The following is a 25,738-nucleotide window of genomic DNA, read 5'->3' on the forward strand; positions in this document are numbered from 1 at the left end:
CCAATCTCAGGCCTGAAAATCGAAGCGCGCGATCACCGGAACGTGGTCGGATGGTTTTTCCCAGGCGCGCACGTGTTTTTCGATGGCCGCGGAGGTTAGGCGATCGGCTGCTTCCGGCGATAGCATTAGATGATCGATGCGGATGCCGTTGTTTTTTTGCCAGGCGCCGGCCTGGTAGTCCCAGAAGGAATAGAGCTTGTTCGCGTCCGTCGTGGCGCGCACCGCATCGGTGAAGCCCAGATGCTCGAGCGCGCGAAACGCCCGGCGGGTTTGCGGCAGGAACAGCGCATCATTCTCCCAGACCTTCGGATCGAAGCAATCATGCGGCTCCGGGATGACATTGTAGTCGCCGGCCAGGATAGTCGGCTCTTCCAGAGCCAGCCGGCCGGCCGCGAATTTCCGTAGGCGTTCCATCCAGGCGAGTTTGTAGGGATATTTTTCCGTATCGACGGGATTGCCGTTCGGCAGGTAGAGGCAGCAAACGCGAAGCGCGCCGTGTTCCGGCACGGAAAAGACCGCTTCGATGAAGCGTGCCTGTTCATCGGCATCGTCGCCCGGCAAGCCGCGGGTTACTTCGTCGGGCTTCATCTTGGACAGGATAGCCACGCCATTGAAACCCTTCTGCCCGTTCGTTTCGACGTGATAGCCGAGCGCTTCGATCTCGAAGCGCGGAAAGCCCTCGTCGACCGTCTTGATCTCCTGCAGGCAAACGATATCGGGATCGGAGTCCTTCAGCCACTGGCACAGATTCTCGATACGCGCCTTGACGCCGTTGATGTTCCAGGTGGCGATTTTCATGAAAAAGCGGCTCCTCTGCTTTGGCTTTCTTTCTATCCGCAGCAAACAGTCTTGACCACCCGTCAAAATGCAAACCGGCCGTAAGCAACAGCTTGCGACCGGTGATCAATCTGTGGAAAAGCAGGAGCGTCAGATCGAAAAACTCGTGCCGCAGCCACAGCTTGCGACGGCATTCGGATTCTTGATCTGAAAGGATTGGCCGAGGAGATTGTCGACGAAATCGATCTCGGAGCCGGCCATGTAGACCAGCGACAATTGATCGATCAATACGGTAGCGTCGCCCTTTTCGACAACGATATCATCGTCTTGCGGGCCCTCGGCGAGATCGAATTTGTAGGAGAAGCCGGAACAGCCGCCACCTTCGACGGCGACGCGAAGCGCTCGCTTGCCGGTCTCTGCACTGACGATCGCGGCGATTCGCTTTGCCGCTGCGTCCGATAGGGTTACACTTGTCTCAGTCATGCCTTCCTCCTGCCGGGGTCAAGATCCGGAGAGAACCAATGGGGCCGTCCGACTTTCAAACGGCTGATATCCATAGCCTTTATCATGAAAGTGCGTCCGATGACAGCTTTGGTTATATGGTTGAACTACCCACCATTTTGCTGTTCTTCATTGGTATAGGTATGAAGGCCGTGAAGCGGCGTCAATGGGCCAGAGCATCCCGCGTTTGAATGGCATCATCAAAAATGCGGAGAAGATACGCTGGATTGGAAGCATTGGAGCGAGCCTTGCGCGTTCAATCGAGCGTGTGGCGCTCTAACGCCGGAATGGATGAAGAATGACGATCGACAAGCATGCATTGGGTTTCGGTTATGGTGAGCGGGCTGTTTATGCGACCAACCCCTGGGAATCGCGTGGGCGGCTTTATGAGGAGGGATCGAGCCCGACGCGCTCGGATTTCCAGCGCGATCGCGACCGCATCGTACATACGACCGCTTTTCGGCGGCTGAAACACAAGACGCAAGTCTTTATCGCGCAGGATGGCGATCACTACCGTACGCGCCTGACGCATACGATCGAGGTGGCGCAGATCGCCCGGGCTTTGGCGCGTGCGCTGAAGCTCGACGAGGATCTCGCCGAAGGCGTGGCGCTGGTCCATGATTTCGGTCACACTCCCTTCGGCCACACGGGCGAAGACGCGCTGCACGAGATGCTGCTGCCCTATGGCGGCTTCGACCACAATGCGCAATCGTTGCGCATCGTGACGAAGCTCGAGCGGCGCTATGCCGAATTCGACGGCTTGAATCTCACCTGGGAGACGTTGGAAGGGCTGGTCAAGCACAATGGTCCGCTTCTGACGCCCGATGGCAAGGGCACGCGTGGTCCGGTGCCGCAGCCGATTCTCGATTACTGTGAAATCCACGATCTGGAGATCGCGACCTTTGCCAGCCTCGAGGCGCAGGTCGCGGCGATCGCTGACGACATCGCTTACAATACTCACGACATCGACGACGGCTTGCGCTCAGGCTATCTGAATTTGGAGATGCTGGAGGAGATTCCGTTTCTTTCGGGGCTGATGGCCGAGGTCAGGGAGCGCTATCCACATCTGGAACCGAGCCGTTTCACGCATGAGATCATGCGCCGGCAGATCACGCGCATGGTGGAGGACGTGATCTCCGTTGCTCAGCATGCACTGAACGAGGTCAGGCCCGACAGTGTCGCCGACATTCGCGCGGCCGGCCGCATCATCGCCACCTTCTCGCCTGAGATGGCCGAGACGGACAAGCAGATCAAGCAAATGCTCTTCAAGCGAATTTATCGCCATCCGGATATCATGCGCATCCGGGCCGGCGCCGCGCAGATCGTCACCGACCTGTTCCAGGCCTATATGGACAATCCCAAGGAGATGCAGAGCCACTATTGGGTCGATCATATTGCCGGCCTCGCCGTTGCCGCGAAGGCTCGCCATGTCGGCGACTATCTGGCGGGTATGACCGACACCTATGCCATCAGCGCCCACAGGCGTTTGTTTGACCAGACTCCCGATTTGCGGTAGGCAGCGGCGGCGACGGGCCGACCGGGCCCGCCCAAGCTATGCGTGGACAATATGATGAACCTTTTCACCGATTTCGAAGTCAGAATTAAGAACGCCCTTGAACAAATTGATATTGTGAAAGAAAAGCGATCCGAACTCGACTTCGGCCGTATTGGCGTGGAGCCGCCGAGAGACGCCAGCCACGGCGATGTCGCCACCAATGCGGCTATGGTGCTGTCCAAGCCGCTCGGCACGAACCCGCGTGCGCTCGCTGAGATCATCATCGCCAAATTGCGCGAAGACGCTGATGTTGCCGAGGTTTCGGTGGCGGGCCCCGGTTTCATCAATATTCGCCTTTCGGTCGGCTATTGGCAGCGCCTCCTGGCGACGATGATCTCGGAAGGCGAAAAATTCGGCCGTTCGACGCTCGGTGCGGGCCAGAAGGTCAACGTTGAATATGTTTCCGCCAATCCGACGGGGCCGATGCATGTCGGCCATTGCCGCGGCGCCGTCGTCGGCGATGCGCTGGCGAACCTGCTTGGCTTTGCCGGCTACGATGTTACCAAGGAATACTATATCAACGACGCCGGCTCGCAGATCGACGTGCTGGCACGGTCGGTTTTCCTCCGTTATCGCGAGGCGCTCGGCGAGCAGGTCGGCGACATTCCGGCTGGTCTCTATCCTGGCGATTATCTCGTTCCGGTCGGTGAGGCCTTGGCGAAGGAGTTCGGCACCAAACTGCGTGGCATGCCGGAAGACCAATGGCTGCCGATCATCAAGGAACGCGCCATCGACGCGATGATGGCAATGATCCGTGCGGATCTGGATGCGTTGAACGTCCATCACGACGTCTTCTTCTCGGAGCGGACGCTGCATGCCAACGGTGCGGCCTTGATCCGCACCGCGATCAACGACCTGACCTTCAAGGGATATGTCTACAAGGGCGCTCTGCCGCCGCCGAAGGGCCAGTTGCCGGAAGATTGGGAAGATCGCGAGCAGACCTTGTTCCGTTCGACGGAAGTGGGCGACGATATCGACCGTCCGCTGATCAAGTCGGACGGATCCTATACCTATTTCGCTGCTGACGTCGCCTACTTCAAGAACAAGTTCGACCGAGGCTTCAACGAGATGATCTATATTCTCGGCGCCGACCATGGCGGCTACGTCAAGCGGCTGGAAGCCGTGGCGCGCAGCATATCGGATGGCCAGGCGAAGCTGACGGTGCTGTTGTGCCAGTTGGTCAAGCTGTTCCGAAATGGTGAACCAGTGAAGATGTCGAAGCGCTCCGGCGACTTCGTCACGCTGCGTGACGTGGTCGACGAGGTTGGTCGCGATTCCGTGCGGTTCATGATGCTTTATCGGAAGAGTTCCGAGCCGCTGGACTTCGATTTCGCCAAGGTGACCGAACAGTCAAAGGATAATCCGGTCTTCTACGTGCAATATGCCCATGCGCGCTGCATGTCGGTGTTCCGCCAGGCCAAGGAAGCCTTCCCGGATCTCGATATTGCCTCGCTCGATCTGGCGAAAGCGGTGGGCGGTGCGATCTCCGATCCGGCCGAGTTACAGCTCATCGCGAAGATTGCGGAATTCCCGCGAATCGTCGAGGCTGCGGCCCAGTCGCAGGAGCCTCACCGCATCGCATTTTATCTCTACGATTTGGCTAGTTCCTTCCATGGACATTGGAATAAAGGTAAAGATTTACCTGAATTACGATTTGTTAACGATAAGAACCGAGAATTAAGCATTGCCAGACTTGGGCTGGTGTACGCTGTCGCGTCGGTTTTGAAGTCGGGCCTTGGTATAACCGGGACCGCTGCACCGGACGAAATGCGATAAACGTCACCATTTGCCCACATTGCACTGGCATTTAACTGTAGCGTTTGCGAGTGGATTGGGTGATGGCAGAAAAACAGTTGGCGTATCGCGCAAGCGGAAACGACGAGTTCTTTGCGGATGATGATCCGCTTGCCGAACTCGCCCGCATCGTCGGTTTCGAGCCGCGGCCCGCCGCCCAGGCGGCGCCTGCAGCTCCGCGGCAAGAGCCGGCCTTCGATCTCGAAGACGAGCTCTTACGGGAATTTGAGCGTTATGATGCGCCACGTTTGAGTCCTGCTGATGACATTCCGGTCTCGCTGGAAGATCAGCCTTTTGCCGGCGAAGCTCAGCTTTCGCATCCGGGTGAACAGATACGCGCCGAACCTCAGTTTGAGGAATTGCCGCAACCAGTGCCTCCGGTCAGGCAGACTGCCGGTGCGCGCGATCTGATCGACGAACTCGAAATGTCGATCGCGCCCAGCTTGCAGCCCGTGCGGGCTCCGCAGCCTGTCCCGGCGCCGCAGGCGGCCGCGCCAGCTCCGAGGCCCGTTGTGGCGCCGACGCCGCAGTCTGCTGCCGCCACCGTGCGGTTGCCGCTTGCCAATTTCACTGTGAATACTCCGCCCCAGGTACGCGAACAGGCAAAGCCTGCGGCTCAGACTCCGGTCGCGCCGCCCGTTGTTCAGGCTAAGCCGCCCATTGAAACGGCGGTCGATTTCGATCTGCCGATGATGCGGGACGCGCCGCAACCGCAACCAACTCAGCCCCAGCCTATTGTTGCTCAGCCAGCAGCGCCGGTCACCAGGGCACCGGAGCCGATCAAGCCGGCCCGTATGGATGCTGCGGCCCTTTCCGCCGAGATCGATGATCTGCTGGCCGATGTCGACCGCTATCCCGTTCCCGTTAGAGGCGCAGCGCCAGACGCCAAGGTAGAGCCGGACTTCGATATTTTCGGGTCTCAGCAGATGACGTCGCCGTCGTTTGCACCGGATCTGGGCGCTCCCGTTACTGTTACGGCTGCTCCTGTTGCCGCGAAGGCTCCGCAACGCGAAGAGCCGAAACCGATCGTCCTGGAAGCCGACGATCCCTTCGCCGGCCAGGACTTCGAGTTCGACCTTGCAGATATCGAAATGGAACTTGCCGAGCTCGATTTCGCCGAAACGAGCAAGCCTGCTCCGATCACGCCGCCAGCGCCTGCTCCGGTGGCTGCATCGCAGCCGTCCCCGATCGTTTCTCGGGCGACGCCGGTAGCGCAGCCCCCGGCTGCTCCGATCGCCGCAGCCCCGATGGCCGCTGCTCCGCAAGTCGTGCAGGCTCCACGTCCGGAGCCGGCTCCTGTGCGTCCGGTTCAGCCGCCGGTCGCTGCCGCAGCACCGGTAGCGCGCAAGGCTGCGCCGGTTTTTGATGCCGATCAGGCATTGCCTTTCGATCCTGCCGAAATCTCCGACACGGAAGATCGCGTCGAGAATTTCGAAGGCTCCCATGTTCCGAACCTGCCACCCGTCGAGCCGGAACAGCCGATCGTGGTCCCGCCGGAATATGATTTCGACATCGACTCGGAAATGGCGAGCCTGTTCGGCACCCCTGCTAAGGAAACGGCTCCCGAGCCGATCAAGCCAGCCGCCGCAGCCGCCCTCGGCGGCGCTGCCATGGCTGCATCCTGGTCCAAGAATGCTGCGGCAAAGCCCGTTGCGGTGGCGGCTAAACAGCCTGCCGACGAGTTCGACGAGTTCGAGCGGGCGTTGGAAGAGGATTTCCGCCGCAGCTATCGTGAAGCGTCCAATCCGGTCGAGAATGTCGCCCGCATGACGCTGAACCCGGCGGCTGTGGCTGGTCGCCGCCCGGCGCGCTCGTTCCGTGGCATGGCGACTGCCGTTGCAGTCATCGCGGTTCTGGGTCTCGGCGCATATGGCGTCTACGGCTGGGTTCGTCACGGTTCACCGATTTCAAGCTTGTCCGGCGAGCCGCGCGTCATCACGGCCGATGCGGATCCCGTGAAGGTCGCTCCGGAAAATCCGGGCGGCACCGTTGTTCCGAATCAGGACAAGGCCGTCTACGACCGGGTAGCCGGGGACAGCACGACAGCGCCTAAACAGAAGCAGCTGGTTTCCTCCAACGAGCAGCCGGTGGATGTCGTCCAGAAAACTTTGATCCCCGAAGCCGTGTCGCCCGACGATGGCAGCGACGATCAGGTCACGCCGACCCCGGTCGGTGAAACCGAGGATCCGCGGCTGCTGCCGAACCAGAACGGCAACAATGCCAATACGGCTGCCAACGACGATGCCCAGATCCCTTCGGTGTCGCCGCGCAAGGTGCGCACCATGATCGTCAAGCCGGACGGCTCGCTGGTCGCTCGCGAAGAGCCGGCTGTCGACAAGACCACGACGGCAGCATCCCCGGCGTCGACGCCTAAGACCGCTGCCGCGAAGGCGCCGGCGGATAACCAGGTTGCCTCCGCTGATCTTCGCCCATCGACTGCAGAAACGCAGGCCTCGCAACTCGCTGCTGCCCAACCCGCCGACGGCGACGCTGCCAGTGCCGAAAGCACGCCGATCCGCGTCGTGAAGACGGCGCCAGTGCCGTCTTCACGCCCCGTGCAGCAGCCAGCACGGCCCGCTGTCGCCCCTGCCGCGAATGATGCCGCCGCCGCTCGTCCGGTTCAGGCTCAGCCGAAGCCGCAGGAGGTTGCGTCGGCAAGCCAGGCCGCGGCTCGGCCGGCTCCGGCTCCGGCTGCATCGGCAAGCGCGGGCGGTGCTTACGGCGTGCAGATCGCGTCGCTGCCTTCCGAGGCCGAGGCGCAGAAGTCGCAGGCTAATCTGAAGGCGAAGTTCGCCAGCGTCATCGGTGGTCACCCGCTCGAAATTCGCAGGGCCGACATCGCCGGCAAGGGCACCTACTATCGCGTCCGCGTTGTCGCCGGCTCCAAGGACGAAGCCGCCGACATCTGCCAGCGTTACCGCGCAGCAGGCGGCACCTGCCTGATCTCGAAGTAAGAGATCTAGACCCTATGATTGTTGAAAGCGGCGGGCCGAGGCTCGCCGTTTTCTTTTGTGTATCTCGGTTCGAGGTTATTCGCATTTCGCGAGGCGGCCTTTATGATTCGAACATGACCGAATCAAAATCCATGATCCTCGGCTGTAGCGGCCATTCCATCACGCCCGAAGAGCGTTCCTTCTATCAGTCGGAACAGCCATGGGGCTTTATCCTCTTTGGACGCAATATTTCCGAGCCGGCGCAGATAGCCGATCTCGTGGCTTCGTTGCGCGATAGCGTTGGTCGCGATGCGCCAGTATTGATTGACCAGGAAGGGGGGAGGGTGCAACGCATCCGTCCGCCGATCCTGCCGCATTATCCGTCCGGCCAGGCGCTGGGTGATATTTATCGCAAGAACCGTGAACAGGGCCTGCGCGCCGCCTGGCTGATGTCGCGGCTGCACGCTTTCGATCTCCTGAAATTCGGCATCAACGTCGATTGCCTGCCGGTGCTCGACGTGCCGATCGAAGGCTCCAGCAATGTCATCGGCAACCGGGCCTATGCGGGTGATCCCGTGACGGTAACGGAGATGGGACGCGCTGCTGCCGGGGGCCTCAAAGCCGGCGGCGTCCTGCCGGTGATGAAGCACATGCCTGGCCACGGCCGTGGCTTTGCCGATTCGCATCACGAATTGCCGGTTGTCACGGTTTCGCGCGCGGAGCTGGAAGCGCATGACTTTCCACCCTTCGCGGCGCTTAAGGATGAGCTGATGGCCATGACTTGCCACGTGGTATTTACCGACATCGATCCCGCCAATCCGGCGACGACGTCGCGCAAGGTTATCGACGAGATCATTCGTGGCCATATCGGCTTCCAGGGTCTGCTGCTCTCGGACGATACGTCTATGAACGCGCTTGCCGGCACGATCGGCGAGCGTGCGGCGAATATTGTTGCGGGCGGATGCGATATCGTGCTGCACTGCAATGGCGTCATGGATGAGATGCAGCAGGTGGTACGCAATGTTCCGGTGCTGACCGGCGCCGCGCTGGCGCGTGCGAAAGCGGTCGAGGCGGCTTTCGGCCACAATGACGGCGCCGACGAGGCTTCGATCCGCGCCGAATTCGACGCGATGCTTGCGGTGGCGTAGGACCGAGCTCCAGGGATCTGAGGGGTGAACAAGGTGGACGGCACGGAGAAGAATCTGCAGGCGGGGACGCCGATGGACAAGCTCTGGCAGGACAATGGTGCGGAGCGCGGCATGCATGAACCGGCGCTCGTCGTCGACATTGCCGGCTTCGAAGGTCCGCTCGACCTTCTGCTGCATCTCGCCCGCAACCAGAAAGTGGATCTGTCGCGCATCTCCGTTCTGTCGCTTGCCGAGCAATATCTGCAGTTCATTGAGCGCGCCCAGCGGATCCGCATCGAGCTTGCCGCCGATTATCTCGTCATGGCCGCCTGGCTCGCCTATCTCAAATCGAAACTGCTCATTCCGCAGCAGAGCAAGGAAGATGGCCCGACCGGCGAGGAAATGGCCGCGACGCTCGCCTTCCGCCTGAAACGCCTTGAGGCTATGCGCGACGCGGCGACAGACCTCGTCAATCGCAATCGTCTCGGCCGCGACGTCTTTGCCCGCGGAGCACCGGAACATATTCCCGACCGGCGCCAGTCGGCCTATGACGCCAGCCTCTACGATCTTCTGACCGCCTATGCGAGCCTGCGTCAGCGTCAGGCGATCACGCAGGTGACGATCGAGCGGCGGCGTGTCTGGTCGCTGGTCGACGCGCGTACGATTCTCAGCCGGATGATCGGTGAGATCACCGATTGGACAGCCTTGGAACACTATCTCTTGGACTATATGACCAACGCGAGCGAGCGCGTGACCGCCATCGCCAGCGCCTTCGCCGCTTCACTGGAGCTTGTGCGCGAAGGCAAACTGGAGATTCGCCAAGAGGGCGCCTTTCAGCCGCTCTATATGCGGCGCGGGCCGAACCATATAGAACTTGAGGCAGCGGAATAGAGCAGGAGCGAGCGTGACCGGCCCGGACAACGATCAGCACATGGACGACGAAGCGGCTGCCGTGACGGCGCCTGCCGTTGATGGGTACCTTGTCCGCGAAGCCGAACGCATTGCCGAAGCCTTGGTCTTTGCCTCCGCTCAGCCGGTTTCCGAAGGCTTTATCGCCGATCGCGTCCCCCGCGGCGTGGATGTGCGCGCTGTTATGCAGCGTTTGAAGGCCGATTATACGGAGCGCGGGGTCAATCTGATACAGGTCGACGGCGCCTGGGCCTTTCGCACCGCCGCCGATCTTTCCTTTGTGATCCGCCGCGATGATAACGAGGTTCGGAAACTGTCGCGCGCGGCCCTCGAAGTCCTGGCCATCATTGCCTATCACCAGCCGGTGACGCGCGCCGAGATCGAGGATATCAGAGGTGTGCAGACGTCGAAGGGGACGCTCGACGTGCTGATGGAATCCGGTTGGGTTCGTTTTCGTGGACGTCGGCGCACCCCCGGCCGGCCGGTGACGCTGGGCACCACGCGGGATTTCCTCGATCATTTCGGCCTGGAAGAGCTGCGTGACTTGCCCGGTCTCGAAGAATTGAAGGGGGCAGGGCTGCTTTCGGGCCGTATTCCTTCTAATTTCAACATTCCGTCGCCATTGATGAGCGACGAATTGACCGAGGAAGAAGATCCGATCACGCAGTTGGATCTCGAGGAACTCGGCCTTTTGGCGCCGGGCGGGGCTTCGGACGACTGAGCCGAAATCGGTGCCATCACCGCATCTCAGGCCGATCGGCTGCGATAAAGCTTTTTTCCAAGGATTGGCGCCAAGTCTCGGTTTTGCCATTAGCGGATGCGAATATGAAAATCATTCTCCTTAGTTGGGGATGTTTGGCCGCGGCTTTGGCGTTCGCTATCCCCATCTGCGTCGCCGGAGTACATTTTGGTGTTTGAAAAAGATCCGTAAACGTCTTACATCGGAAAGACGTTGAAATTGGGAGTTATCGCAATGGGTTCTCTAAGCATATGGCATTGGCTGATCGTTCTGGCCATCGCCCTGTTGTTGTTCGGTCGTGGAAAGATCCCGGAGCTGATGGGTGACGTTGCCAAGGGCATCAAGAGCTTCAAAAAAGGCATGAACGACGACGAAGATGCGCCGTCTCAGACGACAGCGTCCCGTACGGTTGAACACAAGGCCGACGAATCGAAATAATCATGTCGGGTGCGTCAGGAGCTGAGAGGCTTGCTGCCGGCCCAGGAGCCTTTTCATGTTCGATGTAGGCTGGTCTGAGCTGCTGATTATCGCCATCGTGGCGCTTGTGGTCATTGGCCCTAAGGAACTGCCGTCGACTTTGCGGACGATCGGTAAGATGACGGCGCGGGCCCGAAAAGTGGCCGGCGAATTCCGCGCGCAATTCGATGAGGCCATGCGTGAGGCGGAGCTGGACGATGTGCGGCAGACGATCTCCGACGCCCAGAAACTCAATCCGGTCAATTCATTGCGGGAGGCAATGAACCCGTTGCGGCAGATGGGCAACGAAATCAAGGCCGATCTGCAGCGTTCGACGACGGTGGATAAGTCTGAGGTCGCCACATCGACGCCGGCTGTCCAGGTTTCCGAGCTGTCCATGGGGCTGCCGGAAACGCCTCCGATTGTTCCTGCTGCCGATGCGACGGCGCCGATAGTTTCGCCTCCGCCGGTGACCCCTCCGCCGCCGGCTGCCACTGCCGAAGAGACGCCCGAAAAGCCGAAAACCGTACGCAGGCCGCGGGCGAAAACGCCGGCCAAGACGGATGAAGTTGTTGCTGCCGCGGTCGACACGTCGGTTGTCGCGGAAAAGCCGAAGCGGGCGCCCCGCAAGGCTGCAACCACCGCCACGGATGCTCCCGCCGCCGCACCAAGAACGCGCTCAACGGCCAGCAAAACCACGCCTAAGAAGAAGGACCAGGCATGACGGGTGATATCGACGATAAGCCGCAGCCGCTTATCGAACACCTCATGGAATTGCGCACGCGGCTGATCTGGTCGCTGGTGGCGTTTTTCGTAGCCTTCATCGCCTGCTTCGCCTTTGCCAAGCATCTCTTCAACTACCTGGTCTACCCGTACAAATGGGCTGTCGTCTGGGCTCATCTCGATATCGCCAAAGCCGAGCTGATCTATACGGCGCCGCAGGAGTTCTTTTTCACCCAGGTGAAAGTCGCGATGTTCGGCGCCCTGGTGATCTCTTTCCCAATCATCGCCGCGCAGATCTATAAATTCGTGGCGCCGGGCCTCTACAAGAATGAACGCTCTGCCTTCCTGCCGTTCCTGATCGCGTCGCCGATCCTCTTTCTGATGGGCGCGGCGCTGGTCTACTTCTTCTTCACGCCCATGGTCATGTGGTTCTTCCTGAAGATGCAGCAGGCTCCGGCCGACGGTCAGGTGGGTATCGCGCTGCTGCCAAAGGTCTCGGAATATCTCAGCCTCATTATGACGCTGGTGTTTTCCTTCGGCCTCGTCTTCCAACTGCCGGTCATTACAACGCTCCTCGCCCGCGTCGGCCTGCTGACCTCGCAATGGCTGGCACAAAAGCGCAAGTTCGCAATCGTCTTCGCCTTCATCGTCGCCGCCGTGCTGACGCCGCCGGATCCGATGTCCCAGATCGGCCTTGCACTGCCGACGATCCTTCTCTACGAGATTTCCATCTACGCGGCGCGACTCGTGGAACGCCAGCGTGCCCGGCAAGCTCTTGAAGAGAGTGACGGAAACTCGGATGTCGCCAAGACGGATAGTGTCTAGGCGACCACTCGGTATCGTCTTTTCATAGGGTTTTGCCGGTTCGATCTCCGACCGAAATTTCGGTCGGAGCTAAGCCCATGTGCAACAACCTGGAACGACGATGCTAGATATCAGATGGATTCGTGAGAATGCCGAGGCTTTGGACGCAGCGCTTGCCAAGCGTGGTGCCGAGCCTTTGTCGCAAAGCCTCATTGCGCTCGATGAGAAGCGCCGCTCCGTCATCCAGTCTGTCCAGGATATGCAGTCCCGCCGCAACGCCGCTTCGAAGGAAATCGGTGCGGCCATGGCGCAGAAGAAAACCGAGCTTGCCGAGAAGCTGAAGGCCGAAGTCGCCGAAATCAAGACGTCGCTGCCGGCAGCGGAAGAGGAAGAGCGCGTGCTGACGGCCGAGCTCAACGACGCCTTGTCGCGCATTCCCAATATTCCGCTCGATGACGTGCCGGTTGGCAAGGATGAACACGACAATGTCGTCAAACATGCCTGGGGCGCCAAGCCGACCTGGAACCATCAGCCGAAGGAGCACTTCGAGATCGGCGAAGCGCTCGGCTACATGGATTTCGAGCGCGCCGCCAAGCTCTCCGGCTCGCGTTTCACCGTACTGACCTCGCAACTGGCGCGCCTGGAACGGGCGCTTGGCCAGTTCATGCTGGATCTTCACACGGGCGAGCACGGCTATACCGAAGTCAGCTCTCCGCTGATGGTGCGAGACGAGGCCATGTTCGGCACCGGACAATTGCCGAAATTCGCCGAAGACCTCTTCAAGACCACGGATGGTCGCTGGCTGATCCCGACCGCTGAAGTGACGCTGACCAACCTCGTCTCCGGCGAAATCCTCGATCAGGAGAAGTTGCCGCTGCGCTTCACGGCGCTGACGCCGTCTTTTCGCTCGGAAGCGGGTTCGGCCGGTCGCGATACGCGCGGCATGCTGCGCCAGCACCAGTTCTGGAAGTGCGAGCTTGTATCCATCACCGACGCCGAAAGCTCGATTGCCGAGCACGAGCGCATGACCGCCTGCGCCGAGGAAGTGCTGAAGCGTCTTGGCCTGCATTACCGTGTCATGACGCTTTCGACCGGCGACATGGGCTTTGGCGCCCGCAAGACCTACGATCTCGAAGTCTGGCTGCCGGGGCAGGATACCTATCGCGAAATATCTTCCTGCTCGGTCTGCGGCGATTTCCAGGCGCGGCGAATGAATGCGCGCTACCGCGGCAAGGACGACAAGGCGACGAAATTCCTCCACACGCTGAACGGCTCAGGTACCGCGGTCGGCCGCTGCCTGATCGCGGTTGTCGAGAATTATCTGAACGAAGACGGCTCGGTTACTGTTCCGGACGTACTGCTGCCATATATGGGTGGTGTGAAGAGGATCGAGCGGGCAGCTTGATTGATGTGACATGATCCCGAAAGCCGCTTCACACTTTTCGGGATCGTGTTTTGAGCGGTGGGGCAATGCGGATACTTCTGACCAATGACGACGGCATTCATGCCGAAGGGCTGGCCGCGTTGGAGCGCATCGCCCGCACCATGTCCGATGATGTCTGGATCGTTGCTCCGGAAACCGACCAAAGTGGCCTTGCCCATTCGCTGAGCCTTTCCGAACCTTTGCGTCTGCGCAGAGTCTCCGAGAAGCAATATGCGCTGCGCGGAACGCCGACGGATTGCGTCATCATGGGCATTCGCCAGGTGATGGACACCAAGCCGGACCTGGTGCTCTCGGGGGTCAACTCCGGCTCCAACGTCGCCGATGATGTCACCTATTCGGGAACAATCGCCGGCGCGATCGAAGGTACGCTGCAGGGCGTGCGCTCCTTTGCGCTTAGTCAGGCCTATTTGCATGAGAATGGGACGCGCGTCGTGCCTTGGGAGGTGGTCGAGGAGTATGCGCCCGCGCTCCTTGGCAAGCTCATCGATATCGACTTGCCCGACGGCACTTTCCTCAATCTGAATTTCCCGAACTGTCGGCCGGACCAGGTTTCCGGCATCGAAGTCACCGCGCAGGGCAATCTGGCTTTCAATCTGCAGGTTGAGGAACGGGCCGACGGACGCGGCTTTCCCTATTATTGGCTGCGCTTCGGCGAACGCAGCGGCATTTTTCGCCCGGGCACCGATATCCATGCGTTGAAAGAAAATCGTATTTCGGTAACTCCTTTGAAACTCGATTTGACGGATTATTCGGTGCAAGACCGCGTGGCGCGGGCGCTCGGGTATGGAGTGGCGGATTGACAGCTCGTTTGGTCGAGAAGGAAGGCTTTGCGGCCGTCGTGTTGCGGCTGCGAGCCGAGGGCATATTGGACCTCGATTTGATGACGGCCGTCGAACAGACGCCGCGCCTTCCTTTTGTGCCGCCGCAATTTGCCGATGACGCCTATTCCAGCCGAACGATCCCGATCGAATGCGGTGCCTTCATGGAAGGCATCGATCTGGTCGTCCGCATTCTTCACAGCCTGAAGATCAAGCCCGGTCACCGCGTTTTGGAAGTTGGAACAGGCAGCGGATTCACGGCCGCCGTCATGGGGCGCATCGTCGAGCGGGTGCTGACGGTCGATCGCTACAAGACACTGACGACGGCTGCGCAGCAGCGTATGGACACCTTGGGCTTGCGCAACGTCATCATTCGTCAGGCTGACGGCAGCGTCGGTATGCCGGGCGAGGGCACTTTCGATCGTATCCTGGTGACGTCGGCCTTCACCGCCATGCCCCGCTTTTTTGCCGAGCAACTGGTTTCCGGCGGATCGATGATCGCGCCCCTGATACTTTCAGACACGACCTGCCGCATGGTGCGTCTCACCAAGACCGGAAGCCGCTTCGAGCGCGAGGAACTTTTTGACGTTCCCTATCAGCCGATCGTGCCGATGCTCGCCTCCTATCTTTGAGGCCTAATTTAGATTGAGATCCCTGAACTATCCCCGCGAGCGCGGGGATTTCTGTTCTATGGTTAGCAATTCATCAAAAAAACACATGCGACACCAGTGCTTTAACCGCATGGTAAGATTAACGCGCTTTAATCGACCCATAAACGGTTGCGTCTCAAGTGGGTCGAGTCATGGGTTTCAGTCTTTCGTCAAACTTCGGTAAATCGGCAGGGAAAGTCCTGGTGGCCATTCTCCTGGCGAGCACCGCGACAGCTTGTAGTTCGGACACGACGCGCTTCGGCGGGCTCTTCGCAGGCTCCCCGGATCGGACGACGACGGGCTCGATCAATCGTCGCGGTCTGACTGGCCCCGACGGCGATCCGGTGCCGCGTGCGGATGTTGCCCAGGGTGGCGGCTATCAGCAGCAGGATTATTCGCAGCAGAACGCATCGCCCTATCCGAATTCACCGGCGCGCTACAATCCATCCTATTCGAGTGCCCGTGTATCGACGGCGCCCGTCGCGATCCAGCGCTCCGATCTCGCGGCCCCGACCGCGTCCGCGGCGCCGGTTCGCTCGCATGTCGCATCAAGGGCCGAAAAGGAAGCGCTCGCCCAGCCGTTCCCGGCATCGCATGGCAAGGCCGCCGCGTCTCGGATGGAGCCGGCTCTGGCTCCGGACGCGATGCCGACCGGAACGATCAAGGCGCCTCCGACTGCAGCGACTTCTTCCGCCTGGACGGCGGTCAACGCGCCGAGCGTCACATTGCGTCCCGGCGAAAGTATCGATTTGCTGTCGCGCCGCTACGGCGTTCCGGAAAAGGAAATTCTGCGTGTTAACGGCTTGAAGAACAGCGCCAGCGCTCAGCCCGGCCAGCAGATCATCATTCCGACCATGAACGGTGCCGGCGCCCCCGGCCCGGCCAAGATGGCCTCGGAAGCGACGGACCTGTCCAAGGGCGGCAAGATGCCGGGTCCCGCCAAGGCTCCGGAACAGGATTCCGTTGCACTGCCGTCCAACGGCCAGATGCGCGGCAAGTCGCAGGCCGGCCTTGCCGATCCCAGCAAGCTCGCTGCCGGCAACGGCAAAGGTCCGCATCCGAAGGGCGATGGTACCTATGTCGTCAGGCCCGGCGACTCGCTCGCAAAGATCGCGAAGAACGCGGGCATCAGCGTCGATGCGCTCAAGCAGGCAAACCACATTCAGTCGGGCGGCGTCCGCGTCGGCCAGACGCTGAAGCTGCCGCGCGGTGCGATTGCCGAAGCCGAGCCAGTCAGACCCGATCCGGTGAAGACCGCTTCCATCGAGCCGCAGAAGTCTGCCGTGAAGTCGGTCGCGGTGCCGGCGATGGAGCCGAAGCAGGCCGCCGCTGAGCCGACCGTAAAGCCGGCTGCGAAAGCCGCCGCTGCAAAGACTGTGGCGACGAAGACTGCCGCCGCAGAACCGGCAGCAAAGGCGACATTCAAGACCGTTGCCGCGTCGGAATCCGATGCCGCCAAGCCGCAGGCGGTCGCGGCCGCAGCGCCGACCCAATCCGTCAGCGACGCCGCCGCCAAGGCCGACGTGTCGGCTGATGCACCGGAAGAAACCGGCATCGGCAAATATCGCTGGCCAGTTCGCGGGGCCGTCATCGCCGGCTACGGCTCCAACGTCAACGGCAGCCGCAACGACGGTATCGACATCTCGGTTCCGGAAGGCACGCCGATCAAGGCCGCTGAAAACGGCGTGGTTATCTACGCCGGCAACGGCCTGAAGGAACTCGGCAACACCGTCCTCGTCCGTCACGACGACGGCACCGTCACGGTCTACGGCCACGCCGATGCGCTAAGCGTCGCCCGCGGCCAGAAGGTCCAGCGCGGCCAAACGCTCGCCACCTCGGGTATGAGCGGCGATGTCAAGCAGCCGCAGCTTCACTTCGAAGTCCGCAAGAATTCGGCCCCGGTCAACCCAATGACGTTCCTTGAATAGGTAGTGCGTCTCAAGGAGTCTGCAAAAAGCCCGGTCACCACCGGGCTTTTTGTCGTTCTGGGCCTTGGAAAGCGAAGGTCAATCCCGCTCCAGCACGATACGCTGCCGCCCGGCCAGATCCTGAATATATTGCCACGCCACACGCCCGGAGCGAGCGCCGCGTGTTGTCGCCCATTCCAGCGCTTCATGGTGCATCTGGGCGCGATCGAGGGGGAGCTTGAAGTGATCGGCGTAGCCGTCGATCATCTGCAGATAGTCTTCCTGACTGCATTTGTGGAAGCCGAGCCACAGGCCGAAGCGGTCGGAGAGCGACACCTTTTCCTCGACGGCTTCCGACGGATTGATCGCCGTCGATTGCTCGTTTTCCATCATATTCCGAGGCAGCAGGTGGCGGCGGTTCGATGTGGCGTAGAACAGCACATTGTCCGGCCGGCCCTCGACACCGCCGTCCAGCGCGGCCTTCAACGACTTGTAGGCGGTATCGTCGTGATCGAAGGAAAGGTCGTCGCAGAAGACGATGATGCGATGCGGCGTGTTCTTCAGGATATCGAGCAGCACCGGCAGCGAGGATATGTCCTCACGGTGCACTTCGACCAGCTTCAGTGAGACCCCGGTGGCGCGGCGCACATCCTCGTGAACGGCCTTGACGAGCGACGACTTGCCCATGCCGCGCGCGCCCCACAGCAACACATTATTGGCGGCGAAACCCTCGGCGAAGCGCAACGTGTTCTCGTGGAGAATGTCGCGCACATGGTCGACGCCGCGGATCAGGGCCAGCGCCACGCGGTTCGGCCGTTCAACAGGCTGCAGATAGAGCCGGGCCGGCGCCCAGACGAAGCAATCGGCCGCCTTCCAATCGTTGGCGGCCGGCGCCGGGCCGGCGAGGCGCTCCAGTGCGTCGGCGAGGCGGCGGACTTCCGCAAGGATCAGCTTGTTTTGATCTTCGGTCACCGTTTTTCCTCCAGAACGTTAGTCGGGAAAGGAGTAAAATGCTTCCTGTGCTGCCGGTACCATGCTCCTTCCGGAGCCGAAAGGCTAAGAGGCCGGGAAAACAGTACGGTTCGCGGCTGTTTTTGTTGCATTCGCGATCATCGCAACTATATTCCGGCCACCTGACGCGGGCCCCGTTCCCGCAGGGAGTTCAAGGGAGTTCTCGATGTTTATTACCAACGCATATGCACAGAGCGCGACAGATTCAGCCGCAGGCGTCTTCGGCGGTTCCGGCTTTGAAATGATCATCCTGTTTGTGCCGCTGATGGTGGTTTGGTATTTCCTTCTTATCCGTCCGCAGCGCGCGCAGGCTAAGAAGCGTGAGGAAGTCCTGAAGAATATCCGTCGCGGCGACCAGATCGTCACTGGCGGCGGTATCGTCGGCAAGGTTACCAAGGTCGTCGACGACAAGGAACTGGAAGTCGAAATCGCCGAAGGCGTCCGCATCCGGGTCGTCCGCAGCGCCATTTCGGAAGTTCGTGTCAAGGGCGAACCGGTCAAGGCTGACGCCGCGTAAGGCTTTGACAGCGGCGGATCGAAGCGGCTTGCCACGCCAGCGTGCAGTTTCGAAAATCGGATTCGACTTTCGAACGGAACTATGCGCAAATTCAAAGCGTTACTGCGCCTTTACGTGCCTCGGCGAATGTTGGGGCGCAGTAGGAAGCCAAAACTCGAGAGAGCGATGCTGCACGTCTCCTGGTGGAAGACCGTCCTGATCTGGTTCGCCGTTCTCTTGAGCGTTATCCTTGCCGTGCCTAATCTGCTTAGCGATGAGCAGCTTTCCTCCTTTCCAGTCTGGTTCGCGCAACGGCAAGTCGAATTTGGGCTCGATCTCAAGGGCGGCTCGCATATCATGCTCAAGATCGAGCGTGGCGATGTGGTCAGAAGCCGGCTGGAGACCGTCGTCGGTGACATCAGCGCCAGGCTGCGCACGGTCAATATCGGCTATTCCGGTCTGACAGGTACTGGCCAGAAGATCCAGCTCCGCATCAACGATCCGGCGCAAGTGCAGGCGGCGGTGAATGCCCTGAAGCCGATCACCAGCGCCAACGGCAGGCCCGGAGCAGCGCTGTCGGTGGGTGACAATGGCGCGCTCACGATCGATATCAGCGATGCCGGCATCAATGAGCGCGTTTCCGCAGCCATGACACGATCGCTCAAAGTCATCCGCAACCGTATTGCTCAGTTGGGCGTCGGTGAACCGCTCATTCGCCGGCAAGGGGCGGACCGTGTCGTCATCCAGGTGCCTGGCCTTCCTGACCCACAGCGCCTCAAGAACGTTCTGAACCAGCCGGCGCAGCTCAGCTTCCGTTTGGTCGATCAATCCATGCAGGTGCAGGACGCCATGAACGGCCGTCCGCCCGCCGGTTCGGAGGTCCTGTTTTCCGAGGATGACCCGCCTGTCGGCTATCTCGTCCTGAAGCAGCCTCTGCTCTCGAATATCGACTTTGCCGACGCCGTGGCGGTATCCAATACCCAGAACAATGACGGCAATATCTCCGTCAAGCTGACGCCCGAGGCGACCAGCCGTTTCGCACAGGCGACCGCCGACAATCTCGGCAAGAACGTCGTGGTCGTGCTTGACGATCAAGTTATTTCGGCCGCCGCGTTGAAGACCGCAATTACCACTGGCGATATCGATATCCCCGGCGATTTCACTGCACAGGGCGCGCAGGATCTGGCCGTCATGCTGAAGTCAGGCCCGCTGCCGGCGACACTGACGACGGTCGAAGAGCGGACCATCAAGCCCGGCTTGGGCAATGAAACGATGCGCTCCGGCGTCACCGCCTGCATTGTTGCCGGCATCTTCGTCGCTGCGCTGATGATCGGCTTCTATGGGCTGCTCGGCGTTGCCGCCACGATCGCGCTGGCCATCAATATCATCATGGTCCTGGCAATCATGGGGCTATTCGGCATCACGTTGACCCTGCCGGGAATTGCCGCAATCGTCCTCATCATCGGTATCGCGCTCGACGCCAATGTTTTGATCTACGAACGCGTCCGGGAAGAGGAGAAGAAGACGCATCTCCTCGTCGATGCGCTGCGTCACGGCTTCAACAGGGCAGCCGCCACCGTTGCCGACGCCAATCTGACCCTGCTCATCGTTGCGGCGATTCTTTTCTACGTGAGCAGCGGCGCGGTTCGTGGCTTTGCCGCGACATTGATAACGGGCGTCTTCACCACCTTCTTTACCGCTTGCTTCGTCACGCGTTCACTCGTCGATGCCTGGATTTCGCATCGCAAGCCGCGCGTGCTGCTTGCGGGTGTCCGAAGCGGCATCTTCGACGGCGCGAATATCCGTTTCATGGGCATCCGGCGCTATACCTTTACGGTGTCGGCGGCCTTGTCGATAGCAACGCTGCTTGCCTTCGCAGCGGTCGGCATGCATCTCGGCATCGATTTCACCGGCGGCTCGATCATCGAGGTTCGCGCCAAGCAGGGCGTCGCCGATCCTGCCAATATTCAATCACGCCTGCAGAACATCATTCCAGGCGATGTGCAGGTCGATCGGTTGGACGATCGGCTGAGCGCCGTGATCCGTGTGCATGCACAGCAGGGTGGCGAGAACGCCGAACAATCCGCTGTGTCCCTCGTGCGCGACGAGCTGGGCAAGGACTACGACTTCTCCCGTGTCGAGGTCGTTGGCCCCGCCGTCTCCGGCGAGATCAGCACGACGGCCTCGCTCGCCGTTCTGGCGGCGCTGGCGGCAATCCTCATCTATATCTGGTTGCGTTTCGAATGGCAGTTCGCCGTCGGCGCGATCGTCGCGACGCTGCATGATGTCATCCTGACTCTTGGCCTTTTCGTGCTGACCGGCATGGAATTCAATATGACCGGCATTGCCGCACTTTTGACCATCGTCGGCTATTCGCTGAACGATACGGTCGTCGTCTATGACCGGATGCGCGAGAATTTGAAGCGCTATTCGCAGATGCCATTGCCGATCCTGATCGATGCTTCGATCAATCAGACGCTATCGCGCACCGTCCTGACCTCGGCAACGACTTTGCTGGCGCTTCTCGCGCTATATATATTCGGTGGCGAAGTGATTCGCTCCTTCACCTTCGTCTTGCTCTTCGGCGTCGCGGTCGGCACCTTCTCGTCGATCTATATTGCGGCACCGGTCCTGATCGTCTTCAAGCTGCGCCCGGATAAGTTCCAGGCCAGCGGCGAAAATAAGGGACAGGCAGGCGGCGACATGCAATCAGGCAAACCAGCGGTGTGACAGAGTGGCAAAAGGCATAGAAATACGGAACGCGCATTTTCCCGGTCGCGCACCGATCGACGCTTACGGCAATGGTGGCTTCCGCTTTGCCGACATGTCGCATCGCGGCTCTCTGCTCTGCCTGCCCTCCGGCATCTATGGCTGGGACATGACGCTGGAGGACGCGCTGACGCCGGCGCATTTTCAGAAAGTGCTCGATGAGGCCGCTGAGATAGAAGTATTGCTGGTCGGCACCGGCATGGACCTCCGGCCGTTGCCCTCGGAGCTGAAAGCGGCTCTGCGCGCCAAGCACATTTCTTCCGATGCGATGAGCACGGGGGCGGCGGTACGCACGTTCAATATCATGCTGTCCGAGTCGCGCGCCGTGGCCGCGGCGCTGATCGCCGTTTGACCAGGATCAGGCAAGTACATGACGACAGGAGCTGCGCCTCGTAGCAACCAGGATCTTTGCCTGGCGACGCTTCGCGACACCGACCGTGACCGCTATCTCGCCTGCCTGCTGGCACCGGAGGATAAACGCGGCGCCCTGGCCGCACTTTACGCCTTCAATGCCGAGTTGGCGCGCATTCGCGATCTGGTCCATGAGCCACTGCCGGGCGAAGTGCGAATGCAATATTGGCGCGATCTGCTCGAAGGGCAAGCGCATGGATCGAGTGCTGCCAATCCCATCGCCGCCGAACTGCTTGCCGCGATCGAGCTGCATCGGCTGCCGCGTCAAACGCTGATCGATATGATCGATGCGCGCATCTTCGATCTTTATGACGATCCGATGGAAACACGCGGCACGCTGGAAGGCTATGCCGGCGAGACAGCGTCGGCGCTGATCCAGCTTGCAAGCCTTGTCCTAGCGCCGGAGGATGCCCCTCGCTCGGCTGACGCCGCCGGCCACGCCGGCGTGGCGCAGGCGATTGCCGGGCTGCTGTTGCTCATGCCGCTGCATCGTCGCCGCGGTCAGCTTTATCTGCCGCTCGAAATTCTGAAGGCGACTGGTCTCGATCGCGATAGCTTCCTTGAGGGCAAGGATACGGCGCGGATTTCTGCCGCCATCGAGGCTTTCGCCGGCCTCGGCCGCGAACACCTGGTGAAGGCTAGGGCCGCCGGCAATATCTCGCCAAGGGTATTTCCGGCTTTCCTGCCGGTCGTCTTGGCAGAGCCTGTGCTAAAACGTGCACAAACCCTGGGCGCCAAGTTGTTCGATCAGTCTTTCCTGCAGCCGCAATGGCGCCGGCAGATGCGCATGGCGCGGGCCGCGATGACCAAGAAAATCTGAAACCGACCACGTTCGCGCAAGGCTCGCGGTCTATGAAGATCGCCGAACCATTTACCTGCATCCTGGGAGAGCCGCATGGGCATCATCGTCTGGTGCATACTCTTTGCGATCGTCGTTTTCTTTGCCTTCTTTGCAACGCGTATGGCGTCGCAGAACAAGGAAGATGGTTTGCACGATACCGGTCTTGCGATTCTGGAGTTCGGCCGCGCTTTTCCGATGGAGGCGATTCGACAATTGCAGACGACCGCCAACGGCCAGGCCGTTTTCGTGCGCCTGCATGATGACAAGGCCGGCTTCATGCGGAGCTTGCGCAATCACTTTGCCGTTCACCTGATCGAGCCGGGCAGGGCACGCGCCAAGGATTCAGGAACCGGTCGCGGTCTGACTGTCGATTTCCTTGACGCTCCGCATCACAGCGGCACGTTCGAATTCGCTACGCCCGCGGAGGCCGCCGAGGTTTCCCTCTGGCTGCTTGGGAACTATGTCGAAAAACCTTCGCCCCAGCGGGGAGAGGGTGGGCATGATCGGTTGAGTGAAACGAAACCGTGAATGGCCGGTTGAGGGTGCGCCGCCGGCAAAGTGCGCCTGGCATGCGTACGCTATTCTTCCCAGTAATGCCCCCTCAACCCGCATCCTGAGCCTGTCGAAGGGGCCGGGCGACCTTCTCCCCGCTGGGGCGAAGGTGGTTATTGTCCAAGCCATCCAGCGCAATCGGCAAGCGCCCGCTTGGCGATGAGTTGCCGTTTTATGATCGTCTTGTCCTTGCCGCGGAAGCGCTTGACGCCTTCCGGCTTGACGATCGAGCCCGGTCGCAATTCCGGAAACAGCCCGAAATTGATGTTCATCGGCTGGAAGGAGCGTTTACCCGGCTCTTCATCGGAAACGATATGGCCGCCGGTAATATGATTGAGCAGCGACCCCAGCGCCGTCGTGTCCGGCGGCAGCGACGGCGACTGGCCCTTGCGCTCGGCGGCGGCGAAGCGACCGGCGAGCAGGCCGATGCTGGCGCTTTCGACATAGCCTTCGCAGCCGGTGATCTGGCCGGCAAAACGCAGGCCCGGCCGCGATTTCAGCATCAGCGAGCGGTCGAGCAGGGTCGGCGAATTGATGTAGGTATTGCGGTGCAGGCCGCCGAGCCGTGCAAATTCAGCGTTCTCGAGGCCCGGAATCAGCCGGAAAATCTCGGCCTGCGCACCATATTTGAGCTTCGTCTGAAAGCCGACCATGTTGTACAGCGTGCCGAGAGCATTGTCCTGGCGGAGCTGCACGACCGCATAGGCTTTGACAGTCGGATTATGGGCATTGGTCAGGCCCATCGGTTTCATCGGACCGTGGCGGAGCGTCTCGCGCCCGCGCTCGGCCATGACTTCGATCGGCAGACAACCGTCGAAATAGGGCGTGCCTTCCCATTCCTTGAAGCCGACTGCATCGCCAGCGATCAACGCATCGACGAAGGCATTGTATTGGGCTTCGTCCATCGGGCAGTTGATATAGTCCTTGCCTGTGCCACCCGGGCCGACCTTGTCGTAGCGGGACTGGTACCAGCAAATGTCCATGTTGATGCTGTCGCGATAGACGATCGGTGCGATGGCGTCGAAAAAGGCAAGTGCGTCCGCGCCAGTCTCGGCTTGGATGGCGCTGGCGAGCCCTGGCGCGGTCAAGGGCCCGGTGGCGATGATCGCCTGGTCCCATTCATTCGGCGGCAAACCGTGGATCTCCTCGCGCACGACAGTGATCAGCGGATGGTTTTCGATCGCCTGCGTTACGGCTGCCGAAAATCCGTCGCGATCCACGGCCAGCGCGCCGCCGGCGGGAACCTGATGCTTGTCGGCCGCAGCCATGATCAGCGAACCGGCAAGGCGCATTTCCGCATGGATGACGCCGACCGCGTTGCTGGTCGCATCGTCTGAGCGGAAGGAGTTTGAGCAGACGAGTTCTGCCAGACCATCGGTCTTATGCGCCTCGGTGCCGCGCACGCCGCGCATTTCGTGCAGGATGACGGGTACGCCGGCACTGGCTATCTGCCAGGCAGCTTCGGAGCCGGCAAGGCCGCCGCCGATGACGTGAATAGGAGAAAAGGAGCTGGTATTTGTCATGCGCGCGTCATTACCACGGGCAGGCCGGCGATCCAATTGCTTTGCTAAAGCATGTCGTGCAAAAGTGTGCCGCGGTTTTGCGATAACGACATGCGCAAGATCAAAAACTTAAAGCGCAAAGAGCGAATCTGAAAGATCGCGATGCGCTTTAGCAGCCGGAATCAAAAACGGCGCCGAAGAGCGCCGTCTTGAGGCAGTCTGCTGAGTCCGTCTCGATTAACGGAAAGAGCGGGAAGCGATGTTGCGGATTTCGTAGCGGCTAACGCCGATATCCGAGAGAGTCTGTGCGGAAAGGTTGCCGAGCTCGTTCAGGGTGCGGCGATAGCTAATCCAGTTCTTGGCAATACGAATCGGGTTCATTGTCTTGTCCTCGGTCATTCAGTTGCGAGCGGCACGATTGCCGCCTCAGCGCTTGACATTCATATAGGTGCGAGGACGAATATTTTGCAGTGCAAATAAAAGGCGTCTGCTATGCATTTGTGCAATATGACGCCCAAAAAGCCACCAATGCCCAAATTTTATGTGCCATGTGCCGGGCGAATGGCTTTAGGCAGTACGTCTGTTGCTGCAGGCGCGAACAGCGCACAAACAAAGAACGCCCGCCGCGGTTGTCCGCAACGGGCGTTGTGAAGGCTGTCGCTATTCAGCGAAGCCAATCCGGCAATTAGCGGCCGGTGGCTTCGCGAGCTACGCGATGGATGTCCGAACGGTCGATACCGAGGTCGTGCAGTTCGCGGGTGCTCATGCGGCCGAGTTCGGTAACGGTCTGACGGTACTTGCGCCAGTTATTGAAAGAGCGGGTCAGGTTCATTTTAAGTCCCTTTCGAGGATCTGGAGATCTTGTCGGTTCCGTAATTGGTTCCGTCCGCGATCTGATGAGCGTGAATATATGCTGCGCTGCAAGAACTAAAAGAGCGAATGCTTCATGTCACCTATGCATATGACGCATTTCTCACGGGCGATTTGCCGAGGCAAATGACTGCTTTATGTGCACATCA

24 protein-coding genes are annotated in these 25,738 nt (G+C 60.4%); 18 read left to right on the forward strand and 6 right to left on the reverse strand.

The features are described 5' to 3' along the window. Positions 1–6: 6 nt before the first annotated feature. Together xth and erpA are read right to left on the reverse strand one after the other, a co-directional pair. Positions 7–798 carry an exodeoxyribonuclease III gene (gene xth, locus PY649_RS06270; RefSeq protein WP_285867344.1) on the reverse strand — a complete coding sequence of 264 codons (792 nt, stop codon included), beginning with the start codon at positions 796–798 and terminating at the stop codon, positions 7–9. Positions 799–927: 129 nt separating this feature from the next. Further along, positions 928–1,260: an iron-sulfur cluster insertion protein ErpA gene (erpA, locus tag PY649_RS06275; RefSeq protein WP_285867345.1), complete on the reverse strand. Its 333-nt coding sequence runs from the start codon at positions 1,258–1,260 to the stop codon at positions 928–930. A gap of 316 nt (positions 1,261–1,576) precedes the next feature. Here erpA and PY649_RS06280 point away from each other — a divergent pair, with 316 nt between their 5' ends. From PY649_RS06280 to PY649_RS06340, 13 genes are all read left to right on the forward strand, one after another. After that, on the forward strand, positions 1,577–2,794 hold the full coding sequence (locus PY649_RS06280) for a deoxyguanosinetriphosphate triphosphohydrolase (RefSeq protein ID WP_285867346.1): 1,218 nt from the start codon (positions 1,577–1,579) through the stop codon (positions 2,792–2,794). Between the two features lie 54 nt (positions 2,795–2,848). Beyond that, complete coding sequence (argS, locus tag PY649_RS06285; protein WP_285867347.1) at positions 2,849–4,609, forward strand: arginine--tRNA ligase; 1,761 nt, start codon at positions 2,849–2,851, stop codon at positions 4,607–4,609. A 62-nt stretch (positions 4,610–4,671) separates the two neighbouring features. Beyond that, positions 4,672–7,581: an SPOR domain-containing protein gene (locus PY649_RS06290; protein ID WP_285867348.1), complete on the forward strand. Its 2,910-nt coding sequence runs from the start codon at positions 4,672–4,674 to the stop codon at positions 7,579–7,581. A gap of 113 nt (positions 7,582–7,694) precedes the next feature. Then, positions 7,695–8,708: a beta-N-acetylhexosaminidase gene (gene nagZ / locus PY649_RS06295; RefSeq protein ID WP_285867350.1), complete on the forward strand. Its 1,014-nt coding sequence runs from the start codon at positions 7,695–7,697 to the stop codon at positions 8,706–8,708. A 24-nt stretch (positions 8,709–8,732) separates the two neighbouring features. After that, positions 8,733–9,578, forward strand: coding sequence for a segregation and condensation protein A (locus tag PY649_RS06300; protein WP_285867351.1), 846 nt, complete (start codon positions 8,733–8,735; stop codon positions 9,576–9,578). A 40-nt stretch (positions 9,579–9,618) separates the two neighbouring features. Continuing rightward, on the forward strand, positions 9,619–10,317 hold the full coding sequence (gene scpB / locus PY649_RS06305) for an SMC-Scp complex subunit ScpB (protein ID WP_285867550.1): 699 nt from the start codon (positions 9,619–9,621) through the stop codon (positions 10,315–10,317). Positions 10,318–10,569: 252 nt separating this feature from the next. Beyond that, positions 10,570–10,773 carry a twin-arginine translocase TatA/TatE family subunit gene (locus tag PY649_RS06310; protein WP_285867352.1) on the forward strand — a complete coding sequence of 68 codons (204 nt, stop codon included), beginning with the start codon at positions 10,570–10,572 and terminating at the stop codon, positions 10,771–10,773. A 55-nt stretch (positions 10,774–10,828) separates the two neighbouring features. Then, a complete protein-coding gene (gene tatB, locus PY649_RS06315; RefSeq protein ID WP_285867353.1) occupies positions 10,829–11,515 on the forward strand; it encodes a Sec-independent protein translocase protein TatB in 687 nt (228 codons plus the stop codon). After that, positions 11,512–12,339 carry a twin-arginine translocase subunit TatC gene (tatC, locus tag PY649_RS06320; RefSeq protein WP_285867354.1) on the forward strand — a complete coding sequence of 276 codons (828 nt, stop codon included), beginning with the start codon at positions 11,512–11,514 and terminating at the stop codon, positions 12,337–12,339. The genes tatB and tatC overlap by 4 nt, the downstream gene beginning before the upstream one ends. Positions 12,340–12,439: 100 nt before the next feature. Further along, positions 12,440–13,723, forward strand: coding sequence for a serine--tRNA ligase (gene serS, locus PY649_RS06325; RefSeq protein WP_285867355.1), 1,284 nt, complete (start codon positions 12,440–12,442; stop codon positions 13,721–13,723). Positions 13,724–13,788: 65 nt separating this feature from the next. Then, on the forward strand, positions 13,789–14,562 hold the full coding sequence (surE, locus tag PY649_RS06330) for a 5'/3'-nucleotidase SurE (RefSeq protein WP_285867356.1): 774 nt from the start codon (positions 13,789–13,791) through the stop codon (positions 14,560–14,562). Then, complete coding sequence (locus PY649_RS06335) at positions 14,559–15,212, forward strand: protein-L-isoaspartate(D-aspartate) O-methyltransferase (RefSeq protein ID WP_285867357.1); 654 nt, start codon at positions 14,559–14,561, stop codon at positions 15,210–15,212. Before surE ends, PY649_RS06335 begins: the two co-directional genes overlap by 4 nt. A 170-nt stretch (positions 15,213–15,382) precedes the next feature. Continuing rightward, complete coding sequence (locus PY649_RS06340; protein ID WP_285867358.1) at positions 15,383–17,158, forward strand: peptidoglycan DD-metalloendopeptidase family protein; 1,776 nt, start codon at positions 15,383–15,385, stop codon at positions 17,156–17,158. Positions 17,159–17,236: 78 nt separating this feature from the next. Here PY649_RS06340 and PY649_RS06345 read toward each other — a convergent pair whose 3' ends face one another. After that, the gene (locus PY649_RS06345; RefSeq protein ID WP_285867359.1) at positions 17,237–18,109 is read right to left on the reverse strand and encodes an ATP-binding protein; all 873 of its coding nucleotides are present in this window, start codon (positions 18,107–18,109) and stop codon (positions 17,237–17,239) included. Between the two features lie 205 nt (positions 18,110–18,314). Between PY649_RS06345 and yajC the strand changes: the two genes are divergently transcribed. From yajC to PY649_RS06370, 5 genes are all read left to right on the forward strand, one after another. After that, complete coding sequence (yajC, locus tag PY649_RS06350; protein ID WP_285867360.1) at positions 18,315–18,665, forward strand: preprotein translocase subunit YajC; 351 nt, start codon at positions 18,315–18,317, stop codon at positions 18,663–18,665. 165 nt (positions 18,666–18,830) lie between these two features. Further along, the gene (gene secDF / locus PY649_RS06355; protein ID WP_285867361.1) at positions 18,831–21,374 is read left to right on the forward strand and encodes a protein translocase subunit SecDF; all 2,544 of its coding nucleotides are present in this window, start codon (positions 18,831–18,833) and stop codon (positions 21,372–21,374) included. Between the two features lie 4 nt (positions 21,375–21,378). Then, positions 21,379–21,765: an Mth938-like domain-containing protein gene (locus tag PY649_RS06360; RefSeq protein WP_285867362.1), complete on the forward strand. Its 387-nt coding sequence runs from the start codon at positions 21,379–21,381 to the stop codon at positions 21,763–21,765. 18 nt (positions 21,766–21,783) lie between these two features. Further along, positions 21,784–22,644, forward strand: coding sequence for a phytoene/squalene synthase family protein (locus PY649_RS06365; protein WP_285867363.1), 861 nt, complete (start codon positions 21,784–21,786; stop codon positions 22,642–22,644). A gap of 75 nt (positions 22,645–22,719) precedes the next feature. Continuing rightward, entirely contained in the window at positions 22,720–23,193 is a 474-nt protein-coding gene (locus PY649_RS06370) for a hypothetical protein (protein ID WP_285867364.1), read from the forward strand. A 137-nt stretch (positions 23,194–23,330) separates the two neighbouring features. Here PY649_RS06370 and trmFO read toward each other — a convergent pair whose 3' ends face one another. From trmFO to PY649_RS06385, 3 genes are all read right to left on the reverse strand, one after another. Next, positions 23,331–24,740 (reverse strand): methylenetetrahydrofolate--tRNA-(uracil(54)-C(5))-methyltransferase (FADH(2)-oxidizing) TrmFO, encoded by a 1,410-nt coding sequence (gene trmFO / locus PY649_RS06375; RefSeq protein ID WP_285867365.1) that lies wholly within the window; start codon positions 24,738–24,740, stop codon positions 23,331–23,333. A 216-nt stretch (positions 24,741–24,956) separates the two neighbouring features. Next, entirely contained in the window at positions 24,957–25,100 is a 144-nt protein-coding gene (locus tag PY649_RS06380; RefSeq protein ID WP_120706345.1) for a DUF1127 domain-containing protein, read from the reverse strand. A gap of 304 nt (positions 25,101–25,404) precedes the next feature. Continuing rightward, positions 25,405–25,551, reverse strand: a complete 147-nt coding sequence (locus tag PY649_RS06385; RefSeq protein WP_007690983.1) for a DUF1127 domain-containing protein — start codon at positions 25,549–25,551, stop codon at positions 25,405–25,407. Positions 25,552–25,738 lie beyond the last annotated feature (187 nt).

This window comes from Rhizobium mayense, assembly GCF_030272705.1.
GTDB lineage: Bacteria > Pseudomonadota > Alphaproteobacteria > Rhizobiales > Rhizobiaceae > Rhizobium > Rhizobium mayense.

What these genes read in the sequence shown, in the direction of transcription:
- PY649_RS06385 (WP_007690983.1), bottom strand. Translation starts at nt 25,551, where the DNA reads ATGAACCTGACCCGCTCTTTCAATAACTGGCGCAAGTACCGTCAGACC.
- PY649_RS06340 (WP_285867358.1), top strand. Translation starts at nt 15,383, where the DNA reads ATGGGTTTCAGTCTTTCGTCAAACTTCGGTAAATCGGCAGGGAAAGTC.
- yajC (WP_285867360.1), top strand. Translation starts at nt 18,315, where the DNA reads ATGTTTATTACCAACGCATATGCACAGAGCGCGACAGATTCAGCCGCA.
- trmFO (WP_285867365.1), bottom strand. Translation starts at nt 24,740, where the DNA reads ATGACAAATACCAGCTCCTTTTCTCCTATTCACGTCATCGGCGGCGGC.
- xth (WP_285867344.1), bottom strand. Translation starts at nt 798, where the DNA reads ATGAAAATCGCCACCTGGAACATCAACGGCGTCAAGGCGCGTATCGAG.
- argS (WP_285867347.1), top strand. Translation starts at nt 2,849, where the DNA reads ATGAACCTTTTCACCGATTTCGAAGTCAGAATTAAGAACGCCCTTGAA.
- surE (WP_285867356.1), top strand. Translation starts at nt 13,789, where the DNA reads ATGCGGATACTTCTGACCAATGACGACGGCATTCATGCCGAAGGGCTG.
- secDF (WP_285867361.1), top strand. Translation starts at nt 18,831, where the DNA reads ATGCTGCACGTCTCCTGGTGGAAGACCGTCCTGATCTGGTTCGCCGTT.
- PY649_RS06370 (WP_285867364.1), top strand. Translation starts at nt 22,720, where the DNA reads ATGGGCATCATCGTCTGGTGCATACTCTTTGCGATCGTCGTTTTCTTT.
- scpB (WP_285867550.1), top strand. Translation starts at nt 9,619, where the DNA reads ATGGACGACGAAGCGGCTGCCGTGACGGCGCCTGCCGTTGATGGGTAC.
- PY649_RS06280 (WP_285867346.1), top strand. Translation starts at nt 1,577, where the DNA reads ATGACGATCGACAAGCATGCATTGGGTTTCGGTTATGGTGAGCGGGCT.
- PY649_RS06310 (WP_285867352.1), top strand. Translation starts at nt 10,570, where the DNA reads ATGGGTTCTCTAAGCATATGGCATTGGCTGATCGTTCTGGCCATCGCC.
- serS (WP_285867355.1), top strand. Translation starts at nt 12,440, where the DNA reads ATGCTAGATATCAGATGGATTCGTGAGAATGCCGAGGCTTTGGACGCA.
- PY649_RS06380 (WP_120706345.1), bottom strand. Translation starts at nt 25,100, where the DNA reads ATGAACCCGATTCGTATTGCCAAGAACTGGATTAGCTATCGCCGCACC.
- tatB (WP_285867353.1), top strand. Translation starts at nt 10,829, where the DNA reads ATGTTCGATGTAGGCTGGTCTGAGCTGCTGATTATCGCCATCGTGGCG.
- erpA (WP_285867345.1), bottom strand. Translation starts at nt 1,260, where the DNA reads ATGACTGAGACAAGTGTAACCCTATCGGACGCAGCGGCAAAGCGAATC.
- tatC (WP_285867354.1), top strand. Translation starts at nt 11,512, where the DNA reads ATGACGGGTGATATCGACGATAAGCCGCAGCCGCTTATCGAACACCTC.
- PY649_RS06290 (WP_285867348.1), top strand. Translation starts at nt 4,672, where the DNA reads ATGGCAGAAAAACAGTTGGCGTATCGCGCAAGCGGAAACGACGAGTTC.
- PY649_RS06365 (WP_285867363.1), top strand. Translation starts at nt 21,784, where the DNA reads ATGACGACAGGAGCTGCGCCTCGTAGCAACCAGGATCTTTGCCTGGCG.
- nagZ (WP_285867350.1), top strand. Translation starts at nt 7,695, where the DNA reads ATGACCGAATCAAAATCCATGATCCTCGGCTGTAGCGGCCATTCCATC.